A 19,142-nucleotide genomic window follows, 5' to 3' on the forward strand; every position below is an offset into this window, starting at 1 on the left:
CGCACCGCCGGCGACGTCACGCCTCCTCGGCGAAGACCTCGCGGATGGCGTTCTCCTGCTCGGTGCTCAGGTTGGTGAAGATCAGCTCGGGCCGGTGCGAGGAGAAGGCGTCCTTGACCTTGTCCACCACGGCGTCGGAGCTCATCACGAACAGCGCCGAGGTCCCGGGCGTCACCTCGTCGCGGACCCGGTTGATGAAACCGTCGTCGATGCCGACGTCCCTCAGCGACCCGGCCAGTGCCCCCGATGCCGCGCCGATGGCGGCTCCGAGCAGCGGCACGAAGAAGATCAGGCCGAACAGCATGCCCCAGAACGCGCCACCCAGGGCACCTGCACCGGCCAGGTTGGCCAGCTGCCTCGTCTTCGGCTTCTTCTTCCCCTCGTCCCACCGGACGGTGGCTGCGTCGTGGATGGTGATCAGGTGCTGTGCGGAGAGCTCACGCAGCGTCTCCGTGGCGTCGTCGGCGCCCGAGGCGGTGTCGAACTTCCAGACCGTCAGCGTTCCCATGGGTCGATCCCTTTCGTCGATGGCGTACGACGATGCTGCGTGCGCGGCGGCGGGCAGGGGCTCCCCCGATCCGGGTGAGTGGCGCGCGGCTGGGCGACGTACGGCCCTCTCACCCGATTCAGGGGGTGCTCAGCGGCGCCGGCGGCGTCACGGTGGCCTGTGCTCGGCGAGACGACCGGCGAGGGACGGAGGGCCTGCGTGACCGACTCTCTGCCCGCACGGTCGAGGGGGCCGGTCGGTCGCAGGCTCCTGACGGCGGCGCTGTGCGTCGTCGTGATCTGGTTGGCGCTGCGCTTCGTGGGCGACATCGACTGGGGTGCCGTGCGCTCGTCGCTCGGCAAGCTGTCCTGGAAGGAGCTCGGCGTCCTCGCCGGGCTGTTGGTGGTGCGCAACACCCTCAACGCGCTCCCCCTTGCCCTCTTCATCCCGGGCATCGGGATGGTGCGGGCGCTCGTCAACGACCTCGCCGCGCACCTGCTCGCCGTCGTCGCGCCGCCGCCCGGCGACCTCGTGCTGCGGCTGAAGATGTTCGCGTCGTGGGGCGTCCCGCACGCCGTCGCCCTCGCCGGCACGGTGGCGAACATGGTCGCCTTCTACACGGTCCGCTTCGCCGTGCCGATCGTGGGGACGATGCTCCTCGTGGCGACCCGGTGGGAGGTGGGACCGATCGGGAGCGTGCTGCTGAGCAGCCTGGTGGCCGTCACGATCCTGGTCCTCGCACTGGCCGCCGTACGTCACGACTCGACCGCTGCCCGGGTCGGCGAGGTTGCGGGTCGCGTCGCCGCGCGCGTCCGCCGGTCGACGGACCCCGAGGAGTGGGGCCGCTGGGCCGTCACCTTCCGGCACCACGCCGCGTCCGGCTTCCGGTCCCACCTCGCCGTGTCGATGCTCGGCCTGGTCGCGATGGTGCTCGTCGACGCCAGCATCGTCGTCCTCGCGCTGCGCTTCGTGGGCGTCGAGGCGGCGTCGGTGCCCGCCCTGGACGTCTACGTCACCTTCTGCCTGGTCTACCCCTTCACCCTGTTCCCCTTCATGGGCCTGGGGATCGTCGACGGGCTCCTCCTCGCCGAGTTCGTGGACCTCGGCGGTGAAGGTGTCGAGGCAGCTGCCGTGGCCGGCCTCGTGGTGTGGCGCACCGTCACCCTCGGCGGGCCGATCGTCCTGGGCGCCTTCATGCTCGTGGCGTGGCGCCTCGGGCTGGTGCCGCCGAGGGCCGAACGCTCCGCCGTCGCGGACGGTCCCCACGACGGGAGGTCGGCGACGTGAACGAGGAACCGCGCCACGTCTCCACCGGCATGCTGCCGGCCCGCGAGACGACCCAGGCCTGCCTCGACGAGGCGTACGAGCTGTTCCGAGCCGTCCCGGACGGCGGGGTCTCCACGGTGTACCCCGCGCTCGCCGCAGCCGGGCCGCACCGGTTCGGCCTGGCCCTCGTCGCGGTGACCGGTGCCGTGGCCACCGCCGGGGACGCCGCGCACTCCTTCTCGATCATGAGCGTCGCCAAGCCGTTCGTCTTCGCCCTGGCCTGCGAGCTCCACGGGGTCGAGCGGGTACGACGCCTGGTGGGCGTCAACGCCACCGGGATGGCCTTCGACTCCACCGTCCCGCTCGAGCGCGACCCGCGCGGCCGCACCAACCCCATGGTCAACGCGGGCGCCATCGCGACCACGAGCCTCGTCACCGGCCGCGGGGTCGAGGAGCGGTGGGAGGCACTGCGCGACGCGCTCTCGCAGTTCGCCGGACGCCGGCTCGAGCTGGACGAGGACGTCCTCCGCTCAGCGCGCGCGACCAACCACCGCAACCGGGCGCTGGCCAACATGCTGGCCGCTGCCGGCGCCCTGGACGGGCAGGCCATGGACGCCGTCGAGGTCTACACCCGGCAGAGCTGCCTGTCGGTGACGACCACCGACCTGGCGGTCATGGGAGCGACCCTCGCCGACGGTGGCACCAACCCCCTCACCGGGCGACGCGTCGTCGACCCCGAGACCGCCCACGCCACGCTGGCGGTGATGACGATCGCGGGCATGTACGAGACGTCCGGCGACTGGTTGTTCGACGTCGGCATGCCCGGCAAGAGCGGCATCGCCGGGGGGCTCGTCACGGTGTCCCCGGGCAAGGGCGCCCTCGCCACCTCCTCCCCGCTCCTCGACGGGGCCGGCAACAGCGTGCGGGGGCAGCTCGCGACCAGGCACCTCGCCCGCCGGCTCGGACTCGACATCCTCGCCTCCGAGGCGGCGCCGTCATCCCCTGAACCGCCCGTTTCGGGGGAGCCGTCGGCCTCGGGCACCTGACCATCCTCGACGGACGCCCAGCCCCGCCAGGAGGTCCACCGTGAGCAGCCGAGCGACGCGCGAGATCGACCCCGTCCCGTCGCTGCGCCGGCCTCCCGAGGTGCTGGTCACCGACACGCTGCCTCCGGTCGCCGACGCGGCGGCCCTGGCCGTCCCGGTCGTCGCCGGCGAACCACCGCCGAGCGACCTGCACACCGACACGTCCCAGCTCGCCGTGCTGGGTTTCTCCGGCGCGCCGAACGAGGTGGTCGTGCTGCCGGATCCCGGCGGGCGGGCGCTGGTGGCGCTGGGCGTGGGTGAGGCCCCTTCCGTGGACGCCTGCCTGGTCCGCGACCTCGCCGCGACCTTTGCGCGGGCGGTTCCACGCCACACGACGCTCGCCGTGGAGCTGTCGGGGACCGACCTCCCCCTCTCCCCCGACGACTTCGCCCAGGCCGTGGTGGAGGGCGTGCTCCTCGCCCGGTGGCGCTTCTTCCTCGGCGCCGGCAAGGACGAGCCGAGGCTCACCCGCCTGACGCTCGTCGTCCCGCCCGGGCTGGTCGAGCAGGCACGCGCCGGTGCGACGCGGGGGGAGGTCACCGCACGGGCGGCCGCGATCAGTCGGGACCTGTCCAACTGCCCGGCCGCGACGCTCTCGGCCGAGCGCATGGGCCAGGTGGCCGAGGAGGTCGCGCCGCTCGCCGGCCTGGAGGTCGAGCTCTTCGACCGCCAGCAGCTCGAGGAGATGGGATGCGGCGGCATCCTCGGCGTCAACCGGGGCAGCGTCGACGAGCCGCGGCTGATCAAGGTCTCCTACCGGCCGGACTCCCCCACCGGGCACCTGGGCCTGGTCGGCAAGGGGATCATGTACGACTCCGGCGGCATCAGCCTGAAGCCGAGCGACGAGTCGCACGCCCAGATGAAGAACGACATGACGGGCGCGGCCGCCATCCTGGGAGCGATGACCGCCCTGCGCGACCTCGGGTGCACGAGCGCGGTCACCGCCTACCTCTGCTGCACCGACAACATGCCGTCGGGCTCGGCGATGAAGCTCGGCGACGTGCTGCACATGCGCAACGGCACCACGGTCGAGGTGCTCAACACCGATGCCGAGGGACGGCTGGTGATGGCCGACGGGCTGTGCCTCGCGGTGGAGGACGGCGTCGACGCCGTGGTGGACGTGGCGACGCTCACCGGGGCGTGCCTGCGCACGTTCGGCGTGGACATCGCCGGCGTCATGGGCAGCGATCCCGGACTCGTCGAGCAGGTGCGTCGCGCGGGTGACGTCGCCGACGAGCCGGTGTGGGAGCTGCCGCTGCACCGCGGCTACCGCTCACAGCTCGACTCCCAGGTCGCCGACATGACCAACATGGGTGGCCCGAACGCCGGGTCGATCACGGCGGCGCTGTTCCTCGAGGAGTTCACCGACGGCATCCCGTGGGCGCACGTCGACATCGCCAGCACGGCCCAGCAGCCGACGGAGCGCACGTGGCGCAACAAGGGTGCGAGCGGGTTCGGCGCGAGGCTGCTCGTCGAGCTGGCGACCCGCTTCGAGTCACCCCGGACCGGGCCGTGAGCGCCTCGGCCGCTGCGGAGCAGTCCTCCGGGGGGTTCCTCGGCTGGATCGAGCGGGTCGGCAACAAGGTGCCGCACCCGGCCATCATCTTCCTCGCGCTGATCGTCGGGGTGATCGTGCTGTCGGCGGTCCTCGCCTGGGCCGACGTGAGCGTGACGACCGAGGTGGCCGAGCCGGAGGACACCCCGGTCAGTCAGGAGTACAACGGCGGCACGTCCTACCCGTCGCTCGAGCACGACCCCGAGGTGGCGATCCCGGAGTACACCGTCCGTACCGAGACGATCGAGGTCGAGAGCCTCCTGTCCGGTGACGGGATCCGCTACATCTTCACCACCGCGGTGCAGAACTTCAACGACTTCGGCGTCGTCGCGGTCATCCTCGTCGCCATGATCGGCGTCGGCGTGGCCGAGGAGGCCGGACTCATCGCGGCGCTGATCCGCAAGATGGTCCAGGTCGCACCGGCGGGGGCGATCACCTTCATCATCGTGCTGCTCGGCGGGATCTCGAGCGTCGCCTCGGATGCCGGCTACCTCGTGCTCATCCCCCTGGGGGCCGCGGCATTCGCGAGTCTGGGGCGCAACCCGCTCGTCGGCATCGCCGCGGCGTACGCCGGTGTCAGCGCCTCGTTCTTCGTCAACGTCCTGATCACGCCGGCGGACGGGATCATCACCGAGGTCACCAACGAGATCATGGCCGGCGTGGCGCCGGACGCCGCGCCGCTCAACGTCACCCACAACTTCTACTTCGCCGTCGTCTCGACACTCTTCACCGCGGCCGTCATGACGGTCCTCACCGAGCGGTACATCGAGCCCCGCGCCGGGAGGTGGGACCCGTCGGAACGTCCGGCCGACGCGCCGGTGGACCACGTCCCCACCGGGGACGAGCTGTCGCACGAGTCCCGCGGGCTGCGGATGGCCGGGATCTACAGCCTCGTCGCGATCGCGATCATCTCGGCGCTGACCTTCCTGCCCAACGCCCCCCTGCGCAACCCGGAGACCGGCGAGATCTTCGGCAACTCCCCGTTCATGAGCAGCCTGCTCTTCATCATCTCGATGCTGTTCCTCGCGGCCGGGCTGGGGTACGGCTCCGGGTCGGGCAGCCTGACCGGTGCCACCAACGTCATCAACGCGATCATCAAGACCTTCAACGGCCTGGGCGGGCTCATCTTCCTGATGCTGCTGATCGCGCAGTTCATCGCGTTCTTCAACTACTCCAACATCTCCAACGTGGTCGCGACCCAGCTCGCGGACCTGCTCGGCCAGGCCGACATCGGGGCGCTGCCGCTGCTGATCGGCTTCATCCTGCTGGTCGTCGTGATCGACATGATCATGCCGGGCGTCATCCCCAAGTGGGCGATCATCGCGCCCATCTTCATCCCGCTCTTCTACAACCTGGGGATCGCGCCGCAGACCCTGGTCGCGGCCTACCGCGTGGGAGACGGCCCGGTCAACGTGATCACGCCCCTGATGGTCTACCTGCCGTTCATCATCCTGGTCTGCCAGCGCTACCGCGCGTCGGCAGGCATGGGCACCGTCATCTCGTTGATGATCCCCTACACCGTCGTCGTGCTGGTCACCTGGACGCTGCTGTTCACCGGCTGGTACCTGCTCGAGATCCCCTGGGGCCCCGGCTCGCCGGTCCAGCTCGACTAGGGCTGCGGGATGGCACTGGACGAGGCGACCACGGCGCTGGTCGTGCTGGGGCTCGTGGTCGCACTGTTCGTGTGGAACCGCCTGCCCGTCGGCGTGGTCGCCATCCTGGCGGCGCTCACGCTGTGGGCCACCGGGCTGGTGACCACCGAGGAGGCCGTGGCCGGGTTCGGGGATCCGGTCGTCATCTTCATCGCGACGCTCTTCGTGGTGAGCGAGGCGATCGACTCGACGGGCGTCACCACGTGGGCGGGGCAGGCACTGCTCGAACGCGCCGGGACCGGGGCGACCCGCGTGCTGGTGGCGGTGTGCCTGCTGTCCGCGGTCCTGACGTCGCTCATCACGCTCAACGGGGCGGTCGCCGCGCTGCTGCCGCTGGTCGTGCTGGTCGGCCACCGCATCGGGCTGCCGCCGTCCCGGCTGCTGATGCCCGTGGCCTTCGCCGGGAGCGCCGGCGGGATGCTGCTGCTGATGAGCAGCCCCGTCAACGTCATCATCTCCGAGGCGGCCGACGACGCGGGAGAGGGACCGTTCCCGTTCTTCTCCTTCGCCCTTGTCGGCATACCCCTGCTGGTCGGCACGGTCGCACTCTGTGCGCTCCTCGGTCCTCGCCTGCTCCCGCAGCGCACGCCCGAGCACGCCCCGCCCGACCTCGGCTCCCTGGGCGAGACGCTCGAGGGCCAGTACCAGCTGACCGACGGGTTCTACCGCCTCCGCGTGCGCTCGCGCTCGGACCTCATCGGACGCGGCCCGTCGCGCACCCTCGGTGGGGACGAGCGCGTACGCGTCGTGGCTGCGGAGTCGCCGACGGGGCAGGTCGTGGTCGGTCCCGTCGGTGACGACGACACCCTCGTGGTGACCGGGGAGCCGCACGACGTGACGCGGTTCGCCCTCGAGCACGGCCTCGCCGTCGGCATGGTGGGCCTCGGTGACGGGGCCGGGCTCATGAACCGCGAGGCGGGCGTGGCCGAGGTGGTCGTCCCGCCTCGCTCGCGGCTGGTCGGGGAGCGCGTCCACCGTGGCATGAAGCGCGAGAACGCGCTCATCATCCTGGCCGTCCAGCGTCTCGGCACCGACCGGGGAGACGGCCCGATCGAGCTGGCGGAGGGTGACGCCATCCTGCTCCACGGCCGGTGGTCGGCCCTCGACAAGCTCAACCGGGACCGCGACGTCCTGCTGGTCGACTCCCCCGACCTCGTCCGTCGCCAGACCGTCGCGTGGGGACAGCGGGCCACGCTGGCCGTCCTCGTCCTGCTCGGTCTCGTCGTGATGCTGGGCTCGGGCCGGGTGCCGCCCGCCATCGCCGGGCTGAGCGCCGTGGTCGCCCTCGTGCTCCTGCGGGTGGTGTCCGTGACACAGGCCTACCGGAGCGTCTCCTGGCAGACCGTCGTGCTCGTCGGCGCCCTCATCCCGCTCTCGACCGCTATCCGCACGAGCGGGGCGGCCGACCGGGTGGCGTCGTTCCTCATCGACGCCGTGGGTCAGGGGCGCCCGATCCTCCTTCTGGCGGCGCTCTTCGTGCTGACCGCCGTCCTCGGCCAGGTGGTCAGCAACACCGCGACGGTGCTCGTCGTCGTACCGATCGCGTTGGCCGCGGCCGAGGCGACCGGCGCGGGCGCGAAGCCCCTGCTCATGGCGGTGGCGATCGCCGGCTGCGCCGCGCTCCTGACCCCCATCTCGACCCCCGGGAACATGATGATCATGAGTCCGGGCGGCTATCGCTTCGGCGACTACTGGAGGCTCGGGCTGCCCGTCATGGTCTGGTGGTTCGTCGTGGCGCTGGTCGTCGTGCCGCTCGTCTGGCCCCTCTGACGGGCGGCTGGCCGGCCTTCACCCGAAACTCGTGAGGGCCGCGCCCACCCGTCGGTGGTGGGGTGACGTGGCGCGCGTGTCGATGCGCGGGTGGGCGACGAGGAGGACGACATGCTGACGCCGTCGAGCAGGCGCCAACGGCCCGGCGCGGGCGGTCCCGGCACGAGGGCGGTGCTGGCCGCGGTCACCGTGGCGCTGCTGACGGCGTGCGGCGCTGACGGTGACGACGACGCTGCCAGTGCGTCCGGACGTGAGCCGCTGCAGAGCGACATGGCGTTGCTCGAGGCGGCCACCTTCGTCTCCACGTCGGTCGAGGGGTACGAGCTGGTGCCCGGCACCGAGCTCCGACTGTCCTTCGACGAGGACACGTTGGCGGTGACGGGAGGCTGCAACACCGCGTTCGGCGCCTTCAGCGTCGAGGACGGCACGCTGAGCTGGGAGTCAGGACCTGCGACCACGATGATGGCGTGCTCGGACGAGGACGCCGTCCAGGACCAGTGGGTCGCCGACCTGCTGGGCGCGGGTGTCGCCGCGACCACGGACGGCGCCGACCTGCACCTGACGACCGACGACGTCAGCCTGGTGCTCGAGCGCGAGCCACCGGTCGACCTGAACACCCTGCTGGGGCGCACGTGGTCGGTGGTCGGCACCCTGTCCGACGGCTCGACCTCACGCCTTCCGTCGCGGGTCCGCACGCCCCGCCTGGTCGTGGGCGAAGACGGCCTGGCGCGGCTCGACACGGGGTGCAACACCGGACGCACGCGGGTGCAGGTCGACCGCGTCTCGGTCTCGTTCGCCCCACCCACCGTCACCCGGGTCCGCTGTCGCGAGCCCGATCGCACCATCGAGCGCATCGTCCTCTCCGTCGTGGACGGACGCTCGGACTACGTCACCTTCAATGGTTGGATGCTGCTCGTGGTGCGCGACGGGTACGGCCTGGTCTTCGAGGTGGCCTGACCTTGGCGAGCGAGGTCGAGCCCCGCTGGTCGCGCCTGCTCCGACGTCCCAGCCTCCTGGGCGTGGTGCTGGCGACCTGGTTCGCCGCCCAGTCCCTGGCGCCGTCGCTCCTCGTCCGTTCGTGGCTCTTCCAGGGGGTGCTGACGGGCATCTCCTTCGCCCTCGGGTACGGCATCGGGCTGGGTCTGACGCGGCTCGCCCGGCGCCTGCGGGCGAGGTTCGACTGGCCGTGGCACCCGTTCGACGCGCCGCTGGACCGGCAGGTCCGCCTCGCGGTGCTCGGTGTCTGCCTGGCGTACGCCACGTGGGCGGCGCTCGAGGCCGTCGACGCCCACCGGTGGACGTGGGAGCGGCTCGGCTACGCGCGGTCGTCGTACTGGGTCGTCTTCGGTGGCGCGCTGCTGCTGGCGACCGCGGTGGCCCTCGTGCTGTTCGCGGTGGGCCGCCTGCTCAAGGTCGTCTGGCTCGCCGCCACCCGGGTGGGGTCCCGGATGCTGCCGGCCTGGATCGCCGGCGGGCTCGCGCTGGTCCTGGTCGCGTGGGTGGTGCTCGCCTCGCTCAACACGTTCGTCCTCGAGCGGACGCTCGACGGGCTCAACGCCGGTTTCGCCCTCGGCGACCGCGATGTCGGCGGCGCACCTGCTCCGCCGACCTCGCTGGTGCGCTCCGGTGGACCGGACTCCGCCGTGGTGTGGGAGGAGGCCGGCCGCGAGGGCCGGCGCTTCCTGACCCGGGGACCGACCACGGAGGACCTCGAGGAGATCTCCCCCGGGGAGGTCGTCGAGCCCGTGCGGGTGTTCGTCGGGCGCGCCTCCGCCGAGACCGTCGAGGAGCGGGTCGACATCGCGATGAGCGAGATGGACCGCTTCGGCGGGTTCGACCGCAGCGCGCTGCTGGTGGTCATCCCGACGGGCACGGGATGGATCAACGAGCAGCTCGTGCAGCCGCTCGAGTACTTCTACGACGGCGACATCGCCACCGTCACCGTGCAGTACTCGCACCTGCCCAGCCCACTGGCGTTCCTCTCGGAGTCCGCCGCGGCCGGCGACACCGCCGTCGCCCTGTTCGAGGCGGTCGAGGACCGGCTCGCGAGCGCGGGCGCGGACCGGCCCGACCTGTACATCGCCGGGGAGAGCCTCGGCTCGTTCGGGGGCTCCCAGGTCTTCGACTCCCTCGTCGACAGCCGGGACCGCGTCGACGGCGCGGTGTGGGTCGGTCCGCCCGAGACGATGCGGCTGCGCAGGGAGGCCGAGCGGGTGCGGGAGCCGGGGTCACCGCAGGTGCGGCCCGTGGTCGGTGACGGCGAGAGCTTCGTCTTCGCCAACCGCGTGCAGGACCTCGAGGGCAGGACAGCCCACTCGGTGTTCCTTCAGCACGGCGACGACCCGATCGTGTGGTGGGACTGGGACACCCTCGCGGACGAGCCCGACTGGCTCGAGGAGCCGCTCGACGCCTCGGTGAATCCGGCCATCCGGTGGACGCCGGTGACGACCTTCCTCCAGCTCGCCGTCGACATGGCGGTGAGCAACGACTTCGACGAGGACCACGGCCACAAGTACGGCACCCAGCCGCTCAGCGCGTGGTACGCCGTGGTGCGACCGCCCGGGTGGGACGCCGCTCGCCTCGCGGAGCTGAGGGAGCGCCTGGCCGTCATCTCGCGGTGACCGACTCGGCGTCGCCCAGCGGGCCATCTCCCCCGGTTCGGGGGAGTTCGCGGCCCCGGTGGTTCGGAAGAGTGCACCGCGACGCGGACCAGGGTGGGCTGGCCAGCGACCCGGCTGGGAGGGAGAACGCATGCGCATCGTGACGGTGCTGGTCCGATGGGCCCTCCTCGCCCTGGCCGTGGTCCTGGCCGCCTGGGTGACGCCGGACGTCGACTTCAGCGGCGGCCCGGTCTCCGCGCTCGTGGTCGCCGTCCTCGTGGCCGCGGCCAACGTCGTCGCCCAGCTGCTCCTCAGGTGGCTCCCCACCTCGGAGCACATGCTGGTCCTCGCGGCTGTCACGCTCGTCGTCAACGGGTGCGTCGTCTGGCTGGCCTCGGCCCTCACCACGCGCCTGCGCATCGACAACATCATCGCGGCGATCACGTTCGCGCTCATGGTGACCGTGTTCTCGGTCGCCCTGACCTGGGTCGGCGACCGCCTCGTCGCCCGCTCCTCACGCTCCACGGCCGAGGCCGGCTGACGCCGCTGGCGCGTCGGCGGCATGTCCTCGACCGCCCCGGCTGGCCAATTCCCCACCCGTACCGGTAAACAGAGGGCCACTCGCCCCTCGGGGACGCCGCCTTTCTCGGGGAGAGCTCATGGTCGCCCTGCACACCACCGTCGCGATCGTCCTGGTGATCGCCCTGATCATCAAGGGACGCATCGACCCGGTGATCTCGCTGATCCTCGGATCGCTCTACCTCGGCCTGGCCGCAGGTGTCGGCTTCGCCGGGACCATCGAGGCCATCACCACCGGCTTCGGCGGGATCATGGCGGAGGTCGGGCTGCTGATCGGCTTCGGTGTGCTCATCGGGTCGCTGCTGCACTCCACGGGAGCGTTCCGGCGCCTGGTGGCCATCCTGGTGCAGCGCGTCGGGTCGGGCCGGCTGCCGTACGCGTTGACCTCGATGCTCGCGGTCGTCATGCCGTCGATCTACGTCGACGTGCAGGTCGTGCTCGCCGCACCCGTCGCCCGGTCCGCGTCGCCCTTCATCGGCAAGGTCGGCCTGCCCGTGCTCGCGTCCGCGCTCGGCTGCGGGATCTTCGCCGGCTACGTCTTCGTGATCCCCGGTCTGGCTGCGATCTCCATCGCCGGCCTGCTCGACATCCGACTCGGCGACTGGCTCGTGTACGGCGTCGTGATCGGCCTCGTGACCGCCCTCGTCTCGACGCTCCTGATGCGCCTGCTCTTCTCGGCCGGCGGCTTCTGGAACCCGGAGACCGACGAGGAGGTCGACGAGGCGATGGCCGAGCAGGAGGCCGCCGACCGGGCCTACCTCACGGGCGAGGCGGAGTCCTCGGAGGCGGCGCTCGCGCGCAGCGAGTCGGAGGCGACCGCGGTGAAGGAGCGGGAGGGCGTGCGCCAGCTCCCCCTGGCCACACTGATGCTGCCCATCCTGGTCCCGCTGCTGCTGATCGCCTTCGGGGCGTTCGCCGAGCTCGGCGGCTGGTCCAACGCCTTCATCGCGTTCCTCGGCGACGCCAACATCGCGCTGTTCCTCGGCCTGCTCGGGGCCTACGGCCTCTCGCGCGCCTCGTCGGGCCGCGAGCACACCAACGAGGCGATGGAGGACGGCTTCCACACGACCGGTGAGATCCTCCTCATCACCGGCGTCGGCGGCTCGCTCGGTGCTGTCATCGAGGCGACCGGCCTGGACAGCGTGCTGGGCGACCTCTTCCAGGCCGACGCCGGCGCGCCCGTGGTGCTGAGCATCCTGCTGGCCTGGTTCATCGCCGCGGTGCTGCACCTCGCCATCGGCTCGGTCTCGGTGGCCGCGATCACCGCGGCCGGCATCATCGCCCCGATCCTCGACTCGCTGACCGTGTCCCCCATCGTGATCGGACTCGCGATCGCGTCCGGTGCGATGTTCGCGCTGCAGGTCAACAGCAACTTCTTCTGGATGTTCAAGTCGCTGCTCGGCCTGTCGACCAAGGGCACGCTCAAGACACTGACCCTGGTGACGTCGGTCGCCTCGGTCGTCTCGCTGCCCCTCGTGATGCTCGCGGGCGTCGTGCTCTGAGGCCGGGGCGACCCGACGCTGCTCAGTCCTCCGGGTCGTAGCCGAGGTTGGGCGAGAGCCAGCGCTCGGCCTCGGCCAGGGTCCAGCCCTTGCGCTCGGCGTAGTCGGCCACCTGGTCGCGGGCGAGCCGGCCCACCACGAAGTACTGCGACTGCGGGTGGGAGTAGTAGAAGCCGCTCACGGACGCCCCCGGCCACATCGCCATCGACTCCGTGAGCCGGATGCCGGTGTGCTCCTCGACGTCGAGGAGCTCCCAGAGCGTCTGCTTCTCGGTGTGCTCGGGGCACGCGGGATATCCAGGGGCGGGGCGGATGCCGTCGTAGTGCTCCTTGATGAGCCCGACGTTGTCGAGCTGCTCGTCGGGGGCGTAGCCCCACAGCTCCTTGCGCACGAGCTCGTGGAGGTGCTCCGCGAACGCCTCTGCCAGTCGGTCGGCGAGCGACTCCAGCAGGATCGCGTTGTAGTCGTCGAGCTCGGCGCGAAAGGCTGCGACTCGCTCCTGCACCCCGTCGCCCGCCGTCACCGCGAACGCACCGACGTGGTCGCGCAGCCCGGTCTCCTTGGGCGCGACATAGTCGGACAACGACCGGTTGGGTACGCCGTCGCGGTGCTGACCCTGCTGCCGCAGGTGGTGGAGCGTGGTGTGGACCGTGCTGCGGTCGCCGTCGAGGTAGAGCTCGACGTCGTCGCCGACCGCATTGGCGGGGAAGAAGCCGACCACGCCGTGGGCGCGGATCCACTTCTCCTCGATGATCTGGTCGAGCATCTCCTGCGCCTCGTCGTAGAGCTTGCGCGCCGCGGGGCCCGAGCCGGGGTTGTTGAGGATGTCGGGGAATGCGCCCTTCATCTCCCAGGCGTTGAAGAACGGCTGCCAGTCGATGTAGCCGCGCAGGACCGTCAGGTCCTGGTCGCGCAGGACGCGCACGTGCCGCGACACCGGGGTGCCGGCAGCCGAGACCTCGTCGTCGTGCTGGAGCACCCGTGGCGCGGGCGGCTGGTAGCCGGTCCAGTCGACCGGGGTGGCGTTGGCGCGGGCCTGCTCCACCGGGACCATCGGCCGCTCGTTCTTGGCCGAGTGGCGTGTGCGCAGCGAGTCGAAGTCGGCCTTCACGTCCGCCAGCAGTGTGGCGCGACCGGTCTCGTGCAGCAGCGCTGCGGCCGTGGGCACGGAGCGTGAGGCGTCCTTGACCCAGACCACCGGGCCGTCGTACTTCGGGTCGACCTTCACCGCGGTGTGCGCCCGCGAGGTGGTGGCACCGCCGATGAGCAGCGGGATGGTGAGCCCCTGACGCTGCATCTCCGTGGCGAAGTTGACCATCTCGTCGAGGGAGGGCGTGATCAACCCGGACAGGCCGATGATGTCGGCGCCCACCTCGGCTGCGGTGTCGAGGATCTTCTGCGCCGGTACCATGACGCCGAGGTCGATCACCTCGTAGTTGTTGCACTGCAGGACGACGCCGACGATGTTCTTGCCGATGTCGTGGACGTCGCCCTTGACCGTCGCCATGACGATGGTGCCGTTGGTGTCCTTGACGGTGGCGTACTCGGGGTTGTCGAGCTTCTCCTGCTCGATGAAGGGGATGAGGTAGGCCACGGCCTTCTTCATCACGCGCGCGCTCTTCACGACCTGGGGCAGGAACATCTTGCCGGCGCCGAAGAGGTCACCGACGACGTTCATGCCGTCCATCAGGGGACCCTCGATGACCTCGATGGGCCGACCACCCCGGGCGGCGATCTCCTGACGCAGGATCTCGGTGTCGGCCTCGACGTGGGCGTCGATGCCCTTCACCAGGGCATGGGTGATCCGCTCCTTGATGGGCAGCGCACGCCACTCGTCCTCAGCGACGTCGACCGCCTCGGCCGAGCGGTTGTGGGTCTCGGCGATCTCGAGCAGACGCTCGGCGGCGTCGGGCCGACGGTTGAGGATGACGTCCTCGATACGCTCGCGCAGCTCGGGGTCGACCTCGTCGTAGACCACGAGCGCCCCGGCGTTGACGATGCCCATGTCGAGCCCCGCCCGGATGGCGTGGTAGAGGAAGACGGCGTGGATGGCCTCACGGACGGGGTTGTTGCCGCGGAAGGAGAAGGAGACGTTGGAGATGCCGCCGCTGACCTTGGCGCCGGGGAGGTGCTGCTTGATCCAGCGCGTGGCCTCGATGAAGTCCTGGCCGTAGGTGGCGTGCTCCTCGATGCCGGTGGCGACGGCGAAGACGTTGGGGTCGAAGATGATGTCCTCGGGCGGGAAGCCGACCTCGTCGACCAGGATGCGGTAGGCACGCTCGCAGATCGCCTTGCGGCGCTCCAGGTTGTCGGCCTGGCCGTCCTCGTCGAACGCCATCACCACGACCGCGGCGCCGTACTTGCGGCACAGGCTCGCGTGGTGACGGAACGCCTCCTCGCCCTCCTTCATCGAGATCGAGTTGACGATCGCCTTGCCCTGCACGCACTTGAGACCGGCCTCGATGACCTCCCACTTGGAGGAGTCGACCATGACCGGGACACGGCTGATGTCGGGCTCGGAGGCGACGAGCTTCAGGAAGCGGTCCATCGCCGCGACCCCGTCGATCATGCCCTCGTCCATGTTGACGTCGATGACCTGCGCGCCGGCCTCGACCTGCTGGGCGGCGACGCTGACGGCCGTTCCGTAGTCGCCGTCCTTGATGAGCTTGCGGAAGCGCGCCGAGCCGGTGATGTTGGTGCGCTCGCCGACGTTGACGAACAGGCTGTCGTCGGTGATGGTCAGCGGCTCGAGGCCGGACAGCCGCATGACCGGCTGGTGGTCGACCGGCTCGCGGCGGGCCTTGCCCTCGACCGCGCCCGCGATGGCGGCGATGTGTTCAGGCGTCGTGCCGCAGCAGCCGCCGACGAAGTTGAGGAAGCCGGCGTCGGCGAACTCCGCCAGGACAGCGGCGGTCTGGTCGGGGGTCTCGTCGTACTCGCCGAACGCGTTGGGCAGCCCGGCATTGGGGTAGACACTGACGAAGGAGTCGGCCAGGCGCGACAGCTCGGCGACGTAGGGCCGCATGTCGCGCGCACCCAGGGCACAGTTGAGGCCGACCGCGAGCGGGCGGGCGTGGCGTACGGAGTCCCAGAACGCCTCGGTGACCTGGCCCGACAGCGTGCGGCCCGACGCGTCGGTGATGGTGCCGGAGATGATGACCGGCCAGCGCCGGCCCTGCTCCTCGAAGAGCGTCTCGACCGCGAAGATCGCGGCCTTGGCGTTGAGGGTGTCGAAGATCGTCTCGATCATCAGCAGGTCGCAGCCGCCGTCGACGAGGCCGCGGGCGGCCACGAGGTAGGCCTCCGCCAGCTCGTCGAAGGACACGTTGCGAGCACCCGGGTCGTTGACGTCGGGCGAGATGGAGGCCGTGCGCGTCGTGGGACCGAGTGCTCCGGCGACCCAGCGCGGGCGGTCGTCGGTGGCCACCGCGTCCGCGGCCTGGCGGGCGAGCTGCGCCGACGCGTGGTTGAGCTCGTAGGCGAGCTCCTCGAGGCCGTAGTCGGACAGCGAGATCGCGTTGGCGTTGAACGTGTTGGTCTCGATGACGTCGGCGCCGGCGCGGAGGTACTCCTCGTGGATCGTCCGGATGATGTGCGGCTGGGTGATCGTCAGGAGGTCGTTGTTGCCGACCAGGTCGCTGGGGTGGTCGGCGAAGCGTTCTCCGCGGTAGCCCGCCTCGTCAGGACGGTCGCGCTGGATCGCCGTACCCATCGCGCCGTCCAGCACCATGATCCGCTCTCGAAGGATCGCCGTCAGGGCGGCGGTGGCGTCTGGTCGGTGCTGCGGCTCCACGGGTGGGTGGCTCCTCTCGGGCGGCGGTGACGCCAGCCTAGGAACATCGTCCGACACTCGGACCGGATTCCCACATGGTGGCACCCGGCGCGGCGGGCGGCGAAATCACGACGGCAGGCTGGGGCCGGAGCCCTAGGCTGGGCTGGTGATCGAGTTCGACGACGTGCAGGACCTGGTGTCCCCCGTGGTGATCGCGGCCTTCGAGGGCTGGAACGACGCCGCCGACGCCGCCTCCGGGCTGGTGGACCACCTCATCGAGCAGTGGAAGGCCGAGGTCATCGGCGCGATCGACCCCGAGGAGTTCTACGACTTCCAGGTCAACCGGCCGATCATCGGCACCGACCACAACGGCTACCGCCGGCTCACCTGGCCCACCACCCGCATCGCCGTCGCGCGTCCCGCCGAGCTGGACCGCGACGTGATCCTCGTGCGGGGCATCGAGCCCAACATGAAGTGGCGCCAGTTCTGCGCCGAGCTCCTGGCCGCCTGCGACGACCTCGGGGCCGAGCTCGTGGTGACCTTGGGTGCGCTGCTCGCCGACACCCCGCACACGCGACCCATCCCGGTGACCGGCACCGCCAGCGAGCCCGAGCTCGTCGACCGCCTCGCGCTCGAGCAGTCCACCTACGAAGGCCCCACCGGCATCGTCGGCGTCTTCAACGACGCATGCACCCAGCTCGACATCCCGGCCGTCTCCTACTGGGCCGCGGTCCCCCACTACGTCGCCCAGCCCCCGTGCCCGAAGGCCACCCTCGCCCTCCTCGGCCAGCTCGAGGAGCTCCTCCAGGCGCCGATGCCGATCGGTGAGCTCGCCGACGACGCCAAGGCCTGGGAGCGCGGCGTCGACGAGCTCGCCGCGGAGGACGAGGACGTCGCCGACTACGTCCGCGCCCTCGAGGAGACCCGCGACACCGCCGACCTACCCGAGGCCTCCGGCGAAGCCATCGCCCGCGAGTTCGAGCGCTACCTCAAGCGTCGCGACACCGACTGACGACTCCGCCGCTCGCCGACCGCTTGCCCGAGCGGTGGTCCACCCACCTTCCGCGCCCACGGAACGTCGCTCAGCCACCGCTCGTACGCCGCCCACCCCCAGGAGCGGTGAGCCACGCACGTTCTGCAGCGCGAGAACCTGCGCCACGCACCGCCCGTACGCCACCCACCCCCGGGCAGCGGTGAGCCACGCATGTTCTGCGGCTCCAGAACCTGCGCCACGCACCGCCCGTACGACGACCCGCCGGGCAGCGGTGAGCCACGCACGTTCTGCAGCGCGAAAAGCTGCGCCACGCACCGCGCACCCCGTGAGCGGTGGTCCACCCACCTTCCGCGGCCCCGGAACGTCGCTCAGCCACCGCCCACCCGCGCGTCGTACGCCGACACGCCGGGCAGCGGTGGTCCACCCACCTTCCGCGGGCGCGGGACGTCGCTCAGCCACCGCTCGTACGCCGCCCACGCGCCGGGCAGCGGTGAGCCACGCAGCTTCTGCAGCGCGAGAACCTGCATCACGCACCGCCCGCCCGGGTGAGCGGTGGTCCACCCACCTTCCACGCCCGCGAAACGTCGCTCAACCACCGCCCGGGAGGCGGGGCGAGGCGGCGCGTACGTCAGAGGGACAGGCCGAGCGCGGCGTCGAGGAGCCGGTGGACGGTCGCCGCGGCCTCGGGGTCGGAGGTGTCGGCGAGGCCGGTGGTACCGAGGGTCGCCTCGACCCACTCCTGGACGGCGGCGACGGCGGTCGGGGCGTCCAGGTCGTCGGCCAGGGCGGCCAGCGCCCGCTCGACGACCGGCAGGGCCGGCGCGCCGGAGCCGAGGGCGAGCGCACGGCGCCAGGTGGCGAGGGTGTCGACGGCGTCCCAGAGCTGGTCGTCGGTCCACTCCCAGTCGCTGCGGTAGTGGTGGCGCAGCAGCACGAGGCGGATCGCCATCGGGTCGACCTCGCTCAGCCGGAGCGCGGAGACGAAGACGAGGTTGCCCTTCGACTTCGACATCTTCTCGCCGTCGTAGGCGACCATCCCGGCGTGGGCGTAGGCGCGGGCGAAGCGCTCCCCCGGGTGGGCGACCTGCGCGTGACCGGCCGACATCTCGTGGTGCGGGAAGACCAGGTCGCTGCCGCCGCCCTGGACGTCGAAGGTGGCGCCGAGGTGGTCGAGGGCGATGGCCGAGCACTCGATGTGCCAGCCCGGCCGACCCGGTCCCCAGGGGCTGTCCCACGCCGGCTCGCCGGGTCGCTCGGCGCGCCACAGCAGGCAGTCGAGGGGGTCCTTCTTGCCCTCCCGGTCGGGGTCGCCGCCCCGCTCGGGGAAGATCGCGAGCATGGCGTCGCGGTCGAGCCCCGACACCGAGCCGAAGGCGTCGTCGGCGGTGACGGAGAAGTAGAGGTCGTCCTCGACCCGGTAGACCGCACCGACCTCCTCGAGGCGCTGGATCAGCTCGATGACCTGCGGGATGGACTCGACGGCGCCGGTGTAGTGCGCCGGCGGCAGGACCCGCAGCGCCTCCATGTCGTCGCGGAAGAGCTGGGTCTCGCGCTCGGCGAGCTCGGCCCAGTCGACGTGGACCTTGGCGGCCCGCTCGAGCAGGGGGTCGTCGACGTCGGTGACGTTCTGCACGTAGGTCACCTCGTGGCCGGCGTTGCGCCAGGCGCGGTGGAGCAGGTCGAAGCCGACGTAGGTCGCCGCGTGCCCCATGTGGGTCGCGTCGTAGGGGGTGATGCCGCAGACGTACATCCGCGCCGGGCCCTCGGGCCGGGTCTCGACGAAGGCGCCGCTCGCGGTGTCGTGCACCCGCACGACGGGGCCCGTCACGGGCAGTGAGGGAACGTCGGGCGACGACCAGGCACGCATGTCGCGCAGCCTA

The 19,142-nt window shown here is 71.3% G+C and carries 14 protein-coding genes; 10 read left to right on the forward strand and 4 right to left on the reverse strand.

Annotated features, from left to right (window positions below; translation table 11 throughout):
- Positions 1 to 16: 16 nt before the first annotated feature.
- Complete coding sequence (locus tag Q1B24_RS12135) at positions 17 to 508, reverse strand: DUF1269 domain-containing protein (RefSeq protein ID WP_299928556.1); 492 nt, start codon at positions 506 to 508, stop codon at positions 17 to 19.
- A 198-nt stretch (positions 509 to 706) separates the two neighbouring features.
- Between Q1B24_RS12135 and Q1B24_RS12140 the strand changes: the two genes are divergently transcribed.
- The 9 genes from Q1B24_RS12140 (at position 707) to Q1B24_RS12180 (ending at position 12,496) form a co-directional block, all read left to right on the forward strand.
- Positions 707 to 1,774: a hypothetical protein gene (locus tag Q1B24_RS12140; RefSeq protein WP_299928559.1), complete on the forward strand. Its 1,068-nt coding sequence runs from the start codon at positions 707 to 709 to the stop codon at positions 1,772 to 1,774.
- On the forward strand, positions 1,771 to 2,799 hold the full coding sequence (glsA, locus tag Q1B24_RS12145; RefSeq protein ID WP_299928562.1) for a glutaminase A: 1,029 nt from the start codon (positions 1,771 to 1,773) through the stop codon (positions 2,797 to 2,799). The genes Q1B24_RS12140 and glsA overlap by 4 nt, the downstream gene beginning before the upstream one ends.
- A gap of 40 nt (positions 2,800 to 2,839) precedes the next feature.
- On the forward strand, positions 2,840 to 4,354 hold the full coding sequence (locus Q1B24_RS12150) for a leucyl aminopeptidase (RefSeq protein WP_299928565.1): 1,515 nt from the start codon (positions 2,840 to 2,842) through the stop codon (positions 4,352 to 4,354).
- On the forward strand, positions 4,351 to 6,006 hold the full coding sequence (locus Q1B24_RS12155) for an AbgT family transporter (protein ID WP_299928568.1): 1,656 nt from the start codon (positions 4,351 to 4,353) through the stop codon (positions 6,004 to 6,006). The genes Q1B24_RS12150 and Q1B24_RS12155 overlap by 4 nt, the downstream gene beginning before the upstream one ends.
- A gap of 9 nt (positions 6,007 to 6,015) precedes the next feature.
- Entirely contained in the window at positions 6,016 to 7,815 is a 1,800-nt protein-coding gene (locus tag Q1B24_RS12160) for an SLC13 family permease (RefSeq protein ID WP_299928571.1), read from the forward strand.
- A gap of 111 nt (positions 7,816 to 7,926) precedes the next feature.
- Positions 7,927 to 8,772 carry an META domain-containing protein gene (locus Q1B24_RS12165; RefSeq protein WP_299928574.1) on the forward strand — a complete coding sequence of 282 codons (846 nt, stop codon included), beginning with the start codon at positions 7,927 to 7,929 and terminating at the stop codon, positions 8,770 to 8,772.
- A gap of 2 nt (positions 8,773 to 8,774) precedes the next feature.
- Positions 8,775 to 10,436 (forward strand): alpha/beta-hydrolase family protein, encoded by a 1,662-nt coding sequence (locus Q1B24_RS12170; protein WP_299928577.1) that lies wholly within the window; start codon positions 8,775 to 8,777, stop codon positions 10,434 to 10,436.
- Between the two features lie 130 nt (positions 10,437 to 10,566).
- Positions 10,567 to 10,956, forward strand: a complete 390-nt coding sequence (locus Q1B24_RS12175; protein ID WP_299928580.1) for a phage holin family protein — start codon at positions 10,567 to 10,569, stop codon at positions 10,954 to 10,956.
- Between the two features lie 118 nt (positions 10,957 to 11,074).
- Positions 11,075 to 12,496, forward strand: coding sequence for an SLC13 family permease (locus Q1B24_RS12180; protein ID WP_299928582.1), 1,422 nt, complete (start codon positions 11,075 to 11,077; stop codon positions 12,494 to 12,496).
- Between the two features lie 22 nt (positions 12,497 to 12,518).
- Here Q1B24_RS12180 and metH read toward each other — a convergent pair whose 3' ends face one another.
- Positions 12,519 to 16,289, reverse strand: coding sequence for a methionine synthase (metH, locus tag Q1B24_RS12185; RefSeq protein ID WP_299928585.1), 3,771 nt, complete (start codon positions 16,287 to 16,289; stop codon positions 12,519 to 12,521).
- 145 nt (positions 16,290 to 16,434) lie between these two features.
- Here metH and Q1B24_RS12190 point away from each other — a divergent pair, with 145 nt between their 5' ends.
- Entirely contained in the window at positions 16,435 to 17,280 is an 846-nt protein-coding gene (locus Q1B24_RS12190; protein WP_299928588.1) for a PAC2 family protein, read from the forward strand.
- 350 nt (positions 17,281 to 17,630) lie between these two features.
- Here the strand turns inward: Q1B24_RS12190 and Q1B24_RS12195 are convergent, their stop codons facing one another.
- Both Q1B24_RS12195 and mshC read right to left on the reverse strand, forming a co-directional pair.
- Entirely contained in the window at positions 17,631 to 17,792 is a 162-nt protein-coding gene (locus Q1B24_RS12195; RefSeq protein ID WP_299928591.1) for a hypothetical protein, read from the reverse strand.
- Positions 17,793 to 17,890: 98 nt separating this feature from the next.
- Positions 17,891 to 19,129 carry a cysteine--1-D-myo-inosityl 2-amino-2-deoxy-alpha-D-glucopyranoside ligase gene (mshC, locus tag Q1B24_RS12200; protein WP_299928594.1) on the reverse strand — a complete coding sequence of 413 codons (1,239 nt, stop codon included), beginning with the start codon at positions 19,127 to 19,129 and terminating at the stop codon, positions 17,891 to 17,893.
- Between the last annotated feature and the right edge of the window lie 13 nt (positions 19,130 to 19,142).

Source organism: uncultured Nocardioides sp., assembly GCF_947488025.1.
GTDB lineage: Bacteria > Actinomycetota > Actinomycetes > Propionibacteriales > Nocardioidaceae > Nocardioides.

Excerpts from the sequence above, each read along its gene's own strand:
- Q1B24_RS12135 (WP_299928556.1), bottom strand. The coding sequence starts at position 508 with ATGGGAACGCTGACGGTCTGGAAGTTCGACACCGCCTCGGGCGCCGAC.
- Q1B24_RS12160 (WP_299928571.1), top strand. The coding sequence starts at position 6,016 with ATGGCACTGGACGAGGCGACCACGGCGCTGGTCGTGCTGGGGCTCGTG.
- Q1B24_RS12165 (WP_299928574.1), top strand. The coding sequence starts at position 7,927 with ATGCTGACGCCGTCGAGCAGGCGCCAACGGCCCGGCGCGGGCGGTCCC.
- Q1B24_RS12175 (WP_299928580.1), top strand. The coding sequence starts at position 10,567 with ATGCGCATCGTGACGGTGCTGGTCCGATGGGCCCTCCTCGCCCTGGCC.
- Q1B24_RS12180 (WP_299928582.1), top strand. The coding sequence starts at position 11,075 with ATGGTCGCCCTGCACACCACCGTCGCGATCGTCCTGGTGATCGCCCTG.
- mshC (WP_299928594.1), bottom strand. The coding sequence starts at position 19,129 with ATGCGTGCCTGGTCGTCGCCCGACGTTCCCTCACTGCCCGTGACGGGC.